This window comes from Cyanobium sp. WKJ7-Wakatipu, from assembly GCF_024345355.1.
GTDB lineage: Bacteria > Cyanobacteriota > Cyanobacteriia > PCC-6307 > Cyanobiaceae > Cyanobium_A > Cyanobium_A usitatum.
In genome coordinates this window covers 1-10,915 of sequence record NZ_JAGQAY010000046.1, presented here as the reverse complement: position 1 = coordinate 10,915, position 10,915 = coordinate 1, and the positions used below count along the sequence as shown (strand labels likewise).

The window sequence follows — 10,915 nt, the reverse complement described above, 5'->3', positions numbered from 1 at the left end:
AGCTTTGCAACTCTTTGTTGTTCGTCCCAGAAACCTCGCTGGCCCATGGAAAGCATGTAATCTTGAAGCCTTAGTATAATTCAAATTCGGTCGCTATCAAGCGGTCTTGCGATTTTTCGAGGTGCCCATGCACAGAGCCCTAGATGCCAGCGGCAATCGCGTTTTTACCCTCGTGCGCTATTACCTTCCGGCATGAGCGATTCCGCCGATCTACGGCTTTCCAGTTACGACTTTCATCTGCCAGAGGAACGCATTGCCCAACGGCCCGTGGAGCCGCGGCACGCCGCGCGGCTGCTGGCGGTGGAGGCCGCAGGGGTAGGCTCTGCGCCCCATGCTCGCCATCTGAGCGTCTGGGACCTGCAGCAGGAGCTGAGGCAAGGTGACCTGCTGGTGGCTAACAACACAAGGGTGTTGAGGGCTCGGCTGGAGGCGCGCCGGCCCAGTGGCGGCTCCGTGGAACTGCTGGTGCTGGAGCCTTGGCATGGCGGGCAGGGCCAGTGGCTCTGCCTGGCTAAACCCGCCAAGAAGCTCAAGCCTGGTGATTGGATCGAGGTGGTGGCCGAAGGCCAGCCGCCGCTGCCGTTGCAGGTGCTTGGCAGTGACCCCGATACGGGCGGGCGGATTTTGCAGTTTCCGCTGGAGTGCGCCGATGCGGCGGCATTGGAGCCGCTGCTGGTGCAGTACGGCGCCATCCCCCTGCCGCCCTATATCCACGAGCACGACGAAAGCGACAACGAGCGCTATCAGACCCGCTACGCCGCCAAGCCTGGGGCTGTTGCTGCCCCAACAGCGGGGCTGCATCTCAGCGACGAACTGCTGGCGGCGATTCGCGCTCGGGGCGTGGAGCTGGCCACCACCACCCTGCACGTGGGCCTAGGCACCTTTCGCCCCGTGGAAACGGAAGACCTAAGCCAACTCCAGTTGCACAGTGAGTGGGTGGAGGTGACCCCAGAGCTGGTGGCGGCGGTGGCCGCCTGCCGCGCCCGTGGCGGCCGCGTGATAGCCATCGGCACCACCTCGGTGCGCAGCCTCGAGGCGGTGGCCCAGCTGCATGGCGGCGAGCTGCGGCCCCACACGGGGCCGGTGAATCTGGTGATCCAGCCGGGCTACAGGTTTGCCGTGGTGCAGGGGCTGCTAACCAACTTCCACCTGCCCAAAAGCTCCTTGCTGCTATTGGTGAGTGCCCTGCTAGGCCGCGAGCGCCTTTTGGCTCTTTATGCCGAGGCGATCGAGCGCCAGTACCGCTTCTTCTCCTATGGCGATGCCATGTGGATTGCGCCGGAAGTGGTGCTCAGCTACGCAAGGCCATAAAAAAAGCCCCCGGGTTCTCCGGGGGCTTGGCCTCAATGACGTTTGAACGCCTGGAGGGGTTCGACTCAGGCGGCAGCCAGGTTGGCAGCTACGAAGTCCCAGTTCACCAGCTTCTCGAGGTAGGTGGTCATGTAGTCGGGACGACGGTTCTGGTAGTCGAGGTAGTAGGCGTGCTCCCAGACATCCATGGTGAGCAGGGCCTTCTGGCCGTGGGCTAGGGGCAGGTCGGCATTGGCGGTCTTGGTGACTTTCAGGGTGCCGCCATCGAGCACCAGCCAGGCCCAGCCGCTGCCGAACTGGGTGGCACCGGCGGTTTTGAACTGCTCGACGAAGGCCTCGTAGCTGCCGAAATCAGCATTGATCTTGTCGGCCAGGGCGCCGGTGGGCTGGCCACCACCACCTGGCTTCATGCACTGCCAATAAAAGCTGTGGTTCCACACCTGAGCGGCGTTGTTAAAAACGCCAGCCTTGCCAGCATCACCAGCCACTGCGGTGATGGTGTCTTCCAGGCTCTTGTCCTCAAGGTCGGTGCCAGCCACCAGGTTGTTGAGGTTGGTCACGTAGGCAGCGTGGTGCTTGCCGTGGTGAAACTCCAGGGTGGAGCGGGAGATGTTGGGCTCGAGCGCATCGAGGCCGTAGGGCAGCGCGGGCAGCGTGTGAGCCATGGAGAGGTAAAAGAAGAAGGGGTGGGCAGGAGGGGCGGCGCGCCAGCATCCAGCCAGAACGCCCATCCTAACGATCCCAGCCCGCAGCTCAGCCGCCGATGCGCAACAGCTCCACCTCGAAAGTGAGGGTGGCGTTGGGGGGGATAACGCCGCCGGCGCCACGATCGCCGTAGGCCAGATCGGGTGGAATCACCAGCTTGCGCTTACCGCCCACCTTCATGCCAGCCACACCCTCATCCCAGCCCTGGATCACCCGGCCGCCGCCAAGGGGAAAGGAGAAGGGACCGCGGCCGTAGCTGCTGTCGAATTCCGTGCCGTTGGCCAGGGTGCCCCGGTAGTTCACGGCCACGGTCTGGCCGGCGATGGCTTCGGCGCCGTTGCCGACTACCAGGTCGGTGATGCGCAGGCCGCTGGGGGTGGTGCGCTCTTTGGGAGCGTTGAGTTCACCGCCGAGGCCGCTGGCCTGGGCGATCTCAGCGCCGTTGGTTTGATCGTTTTCGCTGGCCATCACAAAAAGGGTGGGGTTGGGGTCGTCGGGGTCGAGCTCGAAGCTGCTGCTCACGGCTGGCCGCGCTTGGGCTGAAAACAGGGAGGCCATGGCTTGGCTACCGGCGCTGGCCGCATCAACTCTGGCCGCGTCAACCACGGTGGGATTGACCAGCTGGCTCACCAGAGCCAGCAGCAGACAGGCCACGCAGACAGCGGAGCTGATCAGGATGTCGCGCATGGGACTCCGAGTACTGGACTGATTCTGACGGGCAGACGGATAGCCAGGGCTGATCAGTCGGGAATTTCGATCTCGCCAGGCATTTCATTGCCTGGGCGCTGACGCAGGCTGCGTTCAAGCCGGTCGAGTCGGCCCCGCAGCTCATCAAGTTCGCGCTGACGGGCCAGGCCTAGGTCTTGCAGGAGCTGGTCTTTATTGCGCTCTAGCTGGCGCTCTGCCTGCTGCTCTAGCTCGGGGGTTTCGCCCCGCAGGGCTTTGAGCACGTCGTCCACGAGGGCTGGAGCCTGGCTGGGATCGAGCTTGCCGCTGCGCACCCAGGCCTGGGTCACGCTGCGCAGCCGCTCTGACACCAGGGAGGTGGTGCCGAGGCCGCGCAGCAGCAGTTGTTGGAGGGGGTTGTTCGGATCCATGGCGGCTTGATTCCCCAAACACCCTGGCGCTTCCTACTCTTGCTTGCCATGGGCAATGACCGGCTGGGGAGGTGGTGGCTGGCGCTGGCCTCGGGGCTGCTGGCGGGGCTGGCGCTGCCGCCTCTTGGCATGCCTCCCCTGCTTTGGCTGGCCCTGGTGCCCCTGTGGGCCCTGGCTGGCTCAGCCCTCGGCGCTTGGGGTGGGGCCCTGTGGGGCGCTGCCGCCGTGCTGGTGAGTCACCGCTGGTTGCTGGGTCTCCATCCCCTCGATTGGATAGGCGTACCGGGCCCCTTGAGCCTGCCCCTGGTCCTGTTGTTGCTATCGCTGTGTGCCCTGGCGGGAGCACTGCTGGTGGCCCTCTGGGTGCTGCTGGCGCGGCGCCTGGACCCGCGCCGCTTCAGCAGCGCCCTGCTGTTAGCCGCTGGCTGGGGGCTGGTAGAGGTGCTGCTGGCCAAAGGGCCCCTTTTTTGGCTGGGGCTGGGGGCTGCTGCCCTACCTGGCGATCGCCCCTTGGCGGGCTTGGCTGCCCTTGGTGGTGGTGGCCTGCTGGCGGCGGTGCAGTTGCTGCTGGGTTGGTGCCTCTGGCGCTGCTGCACCGCCCCCCAGCGCCGCCGCTGGCTTGTGGTTACAACCGCTGCCGTGCTGCTCAGCCACGGCGCCGGTGCTGCTGCCCTGGCGGCCATGCCCCTGCGGGGGGAGGGCGGCAGCGAGCGAGTGCTGGTGCTGCAGCCGGCGATTCCCACCCGCCGCAAGTTTCAGTGGGACCAGCAGCAGCGGCTGCAGCAGCGCCTGGCGGCCGCGCTGGCGGAGGCGGCCCAGCGCTCGGTGGATGTGGTGGTACTGCCGGAGGGGGCCCTCGGTCTTGAGCCCCAGCTGGCGCAGTCGGTGCCGGTGGAGCTGATCAGCGGCGGCTTCCGCTGGCAGGAGGTGGCGGGGGAGCCTGAGCAGCGCAGCGCCCTGTTGCGCCTGGCGCCAGGGGAAAGCCGGGCCAGTAGCTGGCTCGATAAGCATCGGCTGGTGCCCCTAGGGGAATGGGTGCCCCTGGCAAACCTGGCTCGCTGGAGCGGCCTTTCGGCCGTGGGGGGCCTGCAGCCAGGAGCGCCGTCGCGGTTGTTACTCCGGCCAGCTGGCGCCATCGGCGGGGCAATTTGCTACGAGCTATCCGATGGTGCCGCTCTGGCTGCCGCCGCCCGCGATGGAGCCGGCTGGCTGCTGGCCAGCGCCAACCTCGATCCCTACCCGCTGCTGCTCCAGCAGCAGTTTCAGGCCCTGGCCCAGCTGCGGGCCATCGAAACGGGCCGCTGGCTGGTGAGTGCCGCCAACACAGGGCCCAGCCTGCTGGTGAATAGCCGCGGCTTGCCCGTGGCCTCGCTGCCTTCCGGGCGGGCCGCCACCGGTGTGTTCACCGTGCCCCGGCTGCAGACCCCCAGCCCCTACGACCGCTGGGGAGAGCTTCCCTTGCTACTGGTGCTGGTGGGGGCGGCTTGGCGCAGATGGCTCTGAGGGATCACCTGCTTCGGCGTAGCTGCCGGAGCCAGTCGCTGGGTTGATCGCCGCTGCGGGCGGTGGTATTGAGCATCGATTGGGCTAGGGGCCAGCCCCCTAGCCGCAGGACTCCCCAGAGATGAGCCGCCACTGCCACGCCTACCAACAGCCAGGCAAGCAGGTGTAGGTGATAAGCGAGATGGTGCAGTTGGCCGCTGCGCAACCAGTCTTCTTGCATCAACTTGCCGCTGCCTATCGCCAGGCCTAGGGCCAGCAGGGGGAGGGAGTTGCTGGGGCGTTGCAGCCGGCGCCGCCCCAGGGTGCAGGCGTAGACAGCCAGCAGCACCGCAAACGGCAACATCACCACGCCCAAGCTGCCGTGGATGTCAATCCAGTCGCCCGGCAGCTGCAGTGCTAGCCGCCCCCAGCGTCCGTCATAACGGCTGTAAACCACCAGGCCCGTGAGCCAGCATCCCAGGACGGCCAGGGCGCTGCAGCCATGCAGGGCGCGCAACAGGGAGGGTTGATAGGGGCCCTTTTTTGGAGAGCTGGGCCTCACAGGAGAGCTGCTCATTGGTTTTTTGGCATTCTCGCCCTATCTCCGCCGCCCTATCTCGCCGCCCTATCTCGAAGGCGTATCTCGAAGGCGGGGGCTCAAAAGCATCCCAATGGTGTGGCCAAGGGCGACCAAAGCAACGCCACCGGCGAGGCTCGCCAGCAGCAACAGCGCGCTTTCCCCTGTTTTGCCGGCCTGCAGGGCCCTTGTCAGGTCCAACATCCAGGTGCAGAAGGTGGTGAGGGACCCGCAGAAGCCGATGCCTGCCCACAGCATCAGCCTTTTGCGCTGGCTGGCTTGGGCCAAAACCACCCCGAGCAGTAGGCACCCCAGCATGTTGGCGACCACATCGGCATCCAGCTGCCAGCGCAGTAGGGCGCCGGGGATGGCGCCGCCTGCCACTAGGGCCAGGTCGCGCAAATCGCCCTTCAGGCTGCGGCTTGGCAGGGTGCTCATGGCTGAGCGCCCAGGCTGAGGCCCGCAAGCATCGCCAGCAGCCCTCCTGCTACCGATCCTCCAGCGAGCACGGCAACCTCGCGCCAATGCCGCTTGCCCAGCTCGCTCCAGAGCTCGGCGCTGAAGCTGGAGAAGGTGCTGAAACTACCCAGAAAGCCGGTGCCCAACAGAAGCAATGCTCTGCGGGAGGCTTCGCCGCAGCTCTGCTCTAGGCCCACAATCAGCCCTAGGGCAAAGCAGGCGATCACATTGACCCCAAAGGTGCCCCAGTGCCGGCTGGGCAGAACGGGCTCCAGGTGATCCACCACCCGGAAGCGGAGCCAGGCGCCGGGAACGGCGCCGATCGCCACCAGGAGGGCATCGGCCTCTGATGCTCCTGCGGCCATTGCTGTCAAACAACGTCTTGCCAGTCTGCCCCCGGCAAGGGAGCTCAGGGTCTGGTTGCGGTGGGATCGGGTGCTTGGCGGCGGAATAGTCCGTCGAGGTAATGGCGAGCCACGGCCCGGTCTGGGCAGCCGTGCTGGAAGAGAAAGCCGGCCAGAGCTGCCTGCATCAGGCGGTATTGATCCCACTGCGGGTGAACCCGGACAAACTCCCGCATGGCGTCGTACAGCTCCTCAGGGAACTGGTTTTCGACCGAAACAAAGGCGGGGGCGTGGTCTGGGATCTGGAGCATGGCGGCTTCGGCCTGGGTCCCCCCATCACCCCACGCCAGGCGCTCATCCGTCAAAGGCTGACCCGGGAGGCGAGTCCGGCAAGACGCACGGCCGCCAGCACCGGCCCATGGGCGCTTTCGGGGTTTGGGAGCAGCGGCTTCAGGCTTGGAAGTGTTGCTTGGAGACGCGTCAAGGGGAGGGCCGTTTTCCCCATCCAGAATCAAAAGGATCAGGACGAGCGGCGGATATTGAGCCGCCGTTCTGTGGAAAAACCTACGCAAAGCTGGGGATAAGGGCGCTTGGCTGGGGAAAAGCCCACTGCTCAGCAGTGGTGATCAATCCCGGGCTGGCCTGCAGGAACCCCTATGGCCGGCCCCGATCGAGCGCAACCATGGCTTCAAGATCTGTTACAGTGGCTTCAGGTTTCGTAACTAACGAGCATTCATGGCTGAATCCACCACCCGCTTCGGTTTTGTCGCTTTCGCTGAAACCTGGAATGGTCGTCTCGCCATGCTCGGTTTCGTGATCGGACTTGGCACCGAACTCCTCACCGGCCAAGGAATCCTGGGCCAACTGGGTCTGGGCTGAATCCATTCGGGCTGACTGCATCAGCCCTCTCAACTTTTCCCCGGGCAGTATTGACTGCCCGGGTTTTTTTGTCTGCAGAATTTGCTGGTTGCCTAGCTGGCAATCTGCTTGGCGGCAATCACCGCCAAGAAAGGATCGCCTTTGTGGCCAAGCCAGCCGAGAGCTCCTGGAGCTGCTGTCTCTTCCGCCACCAGTTCCGGCCTGCCCCAACCTTGAGCCATCAATACTTGGGCCACGTAGGCCAGGTGATCACGGTCGCCGCCGTCGGTCCAGATCTGGGGCGCTTTTTGAAAGAACATCCGGTTGCTGAACGCCACGATCACTTCACCCCTGGGCCGGACCACCCGCAGCAGCTCAGCAGCCACGGCTTCCGGTTGTTGAAGGTATTGCCAGCCGGCCACGATCAGAGCCACATCAACGCTTTCGTTGGCTAGCGGTAGCTGCTGATCAACGTTGAGGTTTTGCACCCAATGGCGATCAAGGCGCGGATTGGCTTTGAGCTCTTCGGCATTGAGGCCATGGCCGATCACCTCCTGATAGGTGATGTCCTCTGGTAGGTGGCTCACCCAGCTGCTCATCAGATCCAGCACGGTTGCGCAAGGGGGGATGCGCTCGCGATACAGGGAGGTCAGCCGGGCGCGGAAGCTGGCATCAAGGTGCTGTACGAAGCGGGGCTCGGCGTAAAAAAGAGCGTCGTCTGAACGATCGAGCTTGTAACGGTCGGCTTCGTTAAGCACCGGTACGGGCGCAATCATGGTCAGGAGTGGGGTGTTTAGAGCAGAATTGGATCATGCCGGAGCTGCACAACGGCTGCGACTTATCAGATCTGGCTCCTTTGCGCTAGAGTCTGCAAATCTCCTTAACAATTGGACCGACGTCCCATGTTCACGCTTGAGAAGGCAACCCAGATCTTTCCCGATACAGCCTCGGCTGATGTCGTGCCTGCGATCACGGCCCGCTTTGCCCTGCTGAGCGCCGAAGACCAACTGGCTCTGATCTGGTACGCCTACCTCGAGATGGGCAACACGATCACCGTTGCCGCCCCTGGCGCAGCACGGATGCAGTTTGCCGAGCCGGTGCTCAACCAGATCAAGGCGATGAACTTCGCTGAGCAAAGCAAGGTGATGTGCGAGCTTGCCAATCGCGACGATACCCAAATCGGTCGCACCTACGCCTGCTGGTCGGTGAACATCAAGCTGGGCTTCTGGTACCAGTTGGGCGAATGGATGGCCGCCGGTTTTGTTGCTCCGATCCCCGAGGGCTACCAGCTGTCGCCTAACGCTTCTGCGGTGCTCAGCTCACTTAAAGCTGTCGATCAAGGTCAGCAGATCACCCTGCTGCGCAACTTTGTGGTGGATATGGGCTACGACCCCGCCAAGGGCGAGGGACAGCGGGTCATGGAGCCCATTGCCGCTCCCACTCCACAGGAGCAGCGCAAGCGGGTGTTCATCGAGGGCGTTATCAACCCAACGGTGAACAGCTATATGGACCTGCTGAACGCCAACGACTTCGACAACCTGATCGAGCTGTTTTTGACGGATGGTGCCCTACAGGCCCCTTTCCAGAAGCCAATTGTGGGACGTGATGCGATCCTTCGCTTCTTCCGTGAAGACTGCCAGAACTTGCAGCTTCTTCCTGAGCGCGGTTTCGCTGAACCCACTGAAGGCAACTTCACCCAAATCAAGGTGACTGGCAAGGTCCAGACCCCCTGGTTTGGAGCCGGCGTTGGTATGAACGTTGCATGGCGTTTCCTGCTCAACCCTGACGGCAAGATCTACTTCGTGGCCATCGATTTGTTGGCTTCCCCTGCAGATTTGCTGAAATTCGGCCGTTGAACGCAGCCAGCCGCAAGGGGCTTCTGCTTGCCGCACTGATAACGATGGGTTGGCTGGTCAGCCTTGCTGGCCTGCTGAGCTGGGATTTAAATGCCACCCTGCTGGCCAGACCATGGGTCTGGCTGGCCATCTTTTTTGGAGTGGTTGGCCGCACCCTGCTGCAAACAGGCCTATTCATCGTTGGTCACGACGCCATGCATGGGGTGTTGTGGCCCCATTGCCGCAATCGCAATGCCTTGCTGGGCAGGATCGCCTTGGGCCTATATGCGGCGCTTCCTTATCAAGCCTGTTGCCGCAACCATCAACACCACCATCTATTCACCGCTAGCGCCTCTGACCCTGATTTCCACGGGGATCCAGCCGCAGGGGCCATCGCTTGGTATGCCCGCTTCATGGCTGGCTATCTCACCTGGGGCCAGATGGGCAGGTTGCTTACCGGCTGGACAGTGTTGGCCTTGATCGCCTGCCGCTTGGCTCCATTCGGCTGGCTGAATGTGCTGCTGTTTTGCACCTTGCCCCTGCTGCTCAGTTCGCTGCAGTTGTTTGTTTTCGGCACCTACCTGCCCCATCGAGGCCAGCGTTTGCCCCAGCGTCGCCCCCACGCCGATAGCCTCGAACTGGCCCCCTGGCTTTCGTTACTGGCCTGTTTCCACTTCGGTTATCACAGGGAGCACCACGACGCCCCGACGCTTGCCTGGTTTGAACTTCCGGCCCAGCGGCGTAGGTCTCGCAGCAGGCTGAGTCCCCGACTAGCCTCGCTGCTAAGGGAGAGGGCTCAATTCACATGATGGACACTATGCTTGAGGGTTGGACAGATACGGAGCAGGCAGTTGCCCGCGAGGCCTTCGACCGTGCTTACACCCGGGCAGTGCAGCAGCTAGTGGCTCAGGTGCGTGCCAAGGCCGACGAGCTTGAGGATGCTGAAACCGTATGGCAGCTGCACGATTACCTCAGTATCGAGCGCCACACGATCGAAGGTCGGTTTGATTTCCGCCTCGACGGCATCCTGTTCGTGTTTGCCAGCTTGGTCAAAGACAGCCTGCTGCAGCTCGACGAACTGGATGGTCTAGAAGCCGAGAAGCTGGCCAAGATCGTGGCCATGTCCCGCTTCTAGCCCTCAAGTGATTGAGCGGTTGCGCTGATCGGGCATTGGCCTTGGGCTGGGCGGCTCAAAGGCAGGCAAGAGGCTGTTAACCCCCAGCATCACGAAGCCAAGGGCCCCAAGCAGGGCCAGCAGCCTTAGCAACAAGGGACGCCCCTGGTCGATGGGCCAGTCTTCTTGATCCTCCATTGATGGAGGCAAGGGCTTGCGGTTGCGCATCAGATGTAGAACATTGGCAATGGCTGCTTGAAGGCATCGTGCTCGCGCAGCAGTTGGGCCAGGGTGGTTGCGGTGAGAAGGGCTTCCTTGCTGGCTTCCAGTTTTTGGTCTAGAGCAGCAAGCACTAGGAAGGCCGGGTCATCTGATTCTCTTTGCAGCTCCGTGTTGCTGCTGCCTTCCAGCGCAGCCACTACATCGGCCACGGTGATGTTGTCTGGATTGAGGGCGAGTTGAAAGCCACCCTTCGGTCCGCGGATGCTGTTTAGCAGTCCGGCCTTGCGCAGGCCGGTGAGCATCTGCTCGAGATAGCGTTCGGGAATGGCATGGCGCTTGCAGATTTCGCCGGTTTGAACCAAGGCTCCAGAGGCGTAAGCCCCGGCGAGGTCTATGAGGGCGACCAATCCATATTGGGTTTTGGCGCTGAAGCCCATGGGCTTGCAATGGTCAACTGCCATTCTGCCAGCTAAACAACGCTGGGTGGCTAGGAAATCCCTAAGGGCAGTCAACTGGTTGCGGCAAAAGCCCCCAAACCAAGAGGAGGCTGGTGAGAGCGGAGATCTGTGTAGGCCGTCTCCCCTATTTCCTTATGGCCGCAAGCCATTTGCCTAGATAGGCTTTAGGGGTTGGGGGAGAAAAGATAGTGACGAAGCAGGAATATCTAATTCAACGGTCGTTGTAGGAGTCGGAGTAGCTCTAATGGCGTCTTTTTGGGTCTGCCAAAGATGGCATTTTGATAATTGATGTGTTGACTGGCTTAATTCTGGAGGTCTATCCCTAAGGAATCTCTGGACAAACGGGGTTTGAGCCGGAGGCAGTGAGCAGAAAAGAGTGCCTTTGACCGTAAATTGCCTCTGAGGCCCTTTTCAGAGGACTTTTGATCTCCTGTTCAGCCACTTTGGGCTGGT

The 10,915-nt window shown here is 62.7% G+C and carries 16 protein-coding genes; 6 read left to right on the top strand and 10 right to left on the bottom strand.

Annotated features, from left to right (window positions below; all coding sequences use genetic code 11):
* The first annotated feature begins 192 nt into the window (after positions 1-192).
* Positions 193-1,311, top strand: coding sequence for a tRNA preQ1(34) S-adenosylmethionine ribosyltransferase-isomerase QueA (gene queA, locus KBY83_RS14705; protein ID WP_255020316.1), 1,119 nt, complete (start codon positions 193-195; stop codon positions 1,309-1,311).
* A 65-nt stretch (positions 1,312-1,376) separates the two neighbouring features.
* Here queA and KBY83_RS14700 read toward each other — a convergent pair whose 3' ends face one another.
* The 3 genes from KBY83_RS14700 to KBY83_RS14690 all read right to left on the bottom strand — a co-directional run bounded on the left by KBY83_RS14700 (position 1,377) and on the right by KBY83_RS14690 (position 3,113).
* Entirely contained in the window at positions 1,377-1,976 is a 600-nt protein-coding gene (locus KBY83_RS14700) for a superoxide dismutase (RefSeq protein WP_106502384.1), read from the bottom strand.
* Positions 1,977-2,064: 88 nt separating this feature from the next.
* Complete coding sequence (locus KBY83_RS14695) at positions 2,065-2,703, bottom strand: FKBP-type peptidyl-prolyl cis-trans isomerase (protein ID WP_255020315.1); 639 nt, start codon at positions 2,701-2,703, stop codon at positions 2,065-2,067.
* A gap of 53 nt (positions 2,704-2,756) precedes the next feature.
* The gene (locus KBY83_RS14690) at positions 2,757-3,113 is read right to left on the bottom strand and encodes a phasin family protein (RefSeq protein ID WP_106502258.1); all 357 of its coding nucleotides are present in this window, start codon (positions 3,111-3,113) and stop codon (positions 2,757-2,759) included.
* A 48-nt stretch (positions 3,114-3,161) separates the two neighbouring features.
* On the opposite strand from KBY83_RS14690, the gene lnt reads away from it, so the two are divergent.
* Entirely contained in the window at positions 3,162-4,616 is a 1,455-nt protein-coding gene (gene lnt / locus KBY83_RS14685) for an apolipoprotein N-acyltransferase (RefSeq protein WP_255020314.1), read from the top strand.
* 4 nt (positions 4,617-4,620) lie between these two features.
* On the opposite strand, the gene KBY83_RS14680 is transcribed toward lnt, so the two are convergent.
* From KBY83_RS14680 to KBY83_RS14665, 4 genes are read right to left on the bottom strand one after another with little or no spacing between them, the layout of a single operon-like run.
* Positions 4,621-5,172, bottom strand: a complete 552-nt coding sequence (locus KBY83_RS14680) for a cytochrome B (protein WP_255020313.1) — start codon at positions 5,170-5,172, stop codon at positions 4,621-4,623.
* 48 nt (positions 5,173-5,220) lie between these two features.
* Positions 5,221-5,610: a CrcB family protein gene (locus KBY83_RS14675; RefSeq protein ID WP_255020312.1), complete on the bottom strand. Its 390-nt coding sequence runs from the start codon at positions 5,608-5,610 to the stop codon at positions 5,221-5,223.
* Positions 5,607-5,996: a CrcB family protein gene (locus KBY83_RS14670; RefSeq protein WP_255020311.1), complete on the bottom strand. Its 390-nt coding sequence runs from the start codon at positions 5,994-5,996 to the stop codon at positions 5,607-5,609. Before KBY83_RS14670 ends, KBY83_RS14675 begins: the two co-directional genes overlap by 4 nt.
* 44 nt (positions 5,997-6,040) lie before the next feature.
* A complete protein-coding gene (locus KBY83_RS14665; RefSeq protein WP_396094121.1) occupies positions 6,041-6,340 on the bottom strand; it encodes a DUF2811 domain-containing protein in 300 nt (99 codons plus the stop codon).
* A 370-nt stretch (positions 6,341-6,710) separates the two neighbouring features.
* Between KBY83_RS14665 and KBY83_RS14660 the strand changes: the two genes are divergently transcribed.
* Positions 6,711-6,854 (top strand): chlorophyll a/b-binding protein, encoded by a 144-nt coding sequence (locus KBY83_RS14660; protein WP_242036302.1) that lies wholly within the window; start codon positions 6,711-6,713, stop codon positions 6,852-6,854.
* Between the two features lie 92 nt (positions 6,855-6,946).
* Here KBY83_RS14660 and KBY83_RS14655 read toward each other — a convergent pair whose 3' ends face one another.
* Positions 6,947-7,609, bottom strand: coding sequence for a class I SAM-dependent methyltransferase (locus KBY83_RS14655; protein WP_106502253.1), 663 nt, complete (start codon positions 7,607-7,609; stop codon positions 6,947-6,949).
* Positions 7,610-7,735: 126 nt separating this feature from the next.
* Here KBY83_RS14655 and KBY83_RS14650 point away from each other — a divergent pair, with 126 nt between their 5' ends.
* From KBY83_RS14650 to KBY83_RS14640, 3 genes are read left to right on the top strand one after another with little or no spacing between them, the layout of a single operon-like run.
* The gene (locus KBY83_RS14650; protein WP_255020310.1) at positions 7,736-8,689 is read left to right on the top strand and encodes an orange carotenoid-binding protein; all 954 of its coding nucleotides are present in this window, start codon (positions 7,736-7,738) and stop codon (positions 8,687-8,689) included.
* A 44-nt stretch (positions 8,690-8,733) separates the two neighbouring features.
* Positions 8,734-9,477, top strand: coding sequence for a fatty acid desaturase (locus KBY83_RS14645; protein WP_255020309.1), 744 nt, complete (start codon positions 8,734-8,736; stop codon positions 9,475-9,477).
* The gene (locus KBY83_RS14640) at positions 9,477-9,803 is read left to right on the top strand and encodes a hypothetical protein (protein WP_315858997.1); all 327 of its coding nucleotides are present in this window, start codon (positions 9,477-9,479) and stop codon (positions 9,801-9,803) included. Before KBY83_RS14645 ends, KBY83_RS14640 begins: the two co-directional genes overlap by 1 nt.
* 3 nt (positions 9,804-9,806) lie before the next feature.
* On the opposite strand, the gene KBY83_RS14635 is transcribed toward KBY83_RS14640, so the two are convergent.
* Positions 9,807-10,010: a hypothetical protein gene (locus KBY83_RS14635; RefSeq protein WP_255020307.1), complete on the bottom strand. Its 204-nt coding sequence runs from the start codon at positions 10,008-10,010 to the stop codon at positions 9,807-9,809.
* Positions 10,010-10,465, bottom strand: coding sequence for an Rrf2 family transcriptional regulator (locus tag KBY83_RS14630; RefSeq protein WP_255020306.1), 456 nt, complete (start codon positions 10,463-10,465; stop codon positions 10,010-10,012). The genes KBY83_RS14635 and KBY83_RS14630 overlap by 1 nt, the downstream gene beginning before the upstream one ends.
* Positions 10,466-10,915 lie beyond the last annotated feature (450 nt).

What these genes read in the sequence shown, in the direction of transcription:
- KBY83_RS14690 (WP_106502258.1), bottom strand. Translation starts at nt 3,113, where the DNA reads ATGGATCCGAACAACCCCCTCCAACAACTGCTGCTGCGCGGCCTCGGC.
- lnt (WP_255020314.1), top strand. Translation starts at nt 3,162, where the DNA reads ATGGGCAATGACCGGCTGGGGAGGTGGTGGCTGGCGCTGGCCTCGGGG.
- queA (WP_255020316.1), top strand. Translation starts at nt 193, where the DNA reads ATGAGCGATTCCGCCGATCTACGGCTTTCCAGTTACGACTTTCATCTG.
- KBY83_RS14675 (WP_255020312.1), bottom strand. Translation starts at nt 5,610, where the DNA reads ATGAGCACCCTGCCAAGCCGCAGCCTGAAGGGCGATTTGCGCGACCTG.
- KBY83_RS14645 (WP_255020309.1), top strand. Translation starts at nt 8,734, where the DNA reads ATGGGTTGGCTGGTCAGCCTTGCTGGCCTGCTGAGCTGGGATTTAAAT.
- KBY83_RS14670 (WP_255020311.1), bottom strand. Translation starts at nt 5,996, where the DNA reads ATGGCCGCAGGAGCATCAGAGGCCGATGCCCTCCTGGTGGCGATCGGC.
- KBY83_RS14640 (WP_315858997.1), top strand. Translation starts at nt 9,477, where the DNA reads ATGGACACTATGCTTGAGGGTTGGACAGATACGGAGCAGGCAGTTGCC.
- KBY83_RS14655 (WP_106502253.1), bottom strand. Translation starts at nt 7,609, where the DNA reads ATGATTGCGCCCGTACCGGTGCTTAACGAAGCCGACCGTTACAAGCTC.
- KBY83_RS14680 (WP_255020313.1), bottom strand. Translation starts at nt 5,172, where the DNA reads ATGAGCAGCTCTCCTGTGAGGCCCAGCTCTCCAAAAAAGGGCCCCTAT.
- KBY83_RS14700 (WP_106502384.1), bottom strand. Translation starts at nt 1,976, where the DNA reads ATGGCTCACACGCTGCCCGCGCTGCCCTACGGCCTCGATGCGCTCGAG.
- KBY83_RS14635 (WP_255020307.1), bottom strand. Translation starts at nt 10,010, where the DNA reads ATGCGCAACCGCAAGCCCTTGCCTCCATCAATGGAGGATCAAGAAGAC.
- KBY83_RS14650 (WP_255020310.1), top strand. Translation starts at nt 7,736, where the DNA reads ATGTTCACGCTTGAGAAGGCAACCCAGATCTTTCCCGATACAGCCTCG.
- KBY83_RS14630 (WP_255020306.1), bottom strand. Translation starts at nt 10,465, where the DNA reads ATGGCAGTTGACCATTGCAAGCCCATGGGCTTCAGCGCCAAAACCCAA.
- KBY83_RS14695 (WP_255020315.1), bottom strand. Translation starts at nt 2,703, where the DNA reads ATGCGCGACATCCTGATCAGCTCCGCTGTCTGCGTGGCCTGTCTGCTG.
- KBY83_RS14660 (WP_242036302.1), top strand. Translation starts at nt 6,711, where the DNA reads ATGGCTGAATCCACCACCCGCTTCGGTTTTGTCGCTTTCGCTGAAACC.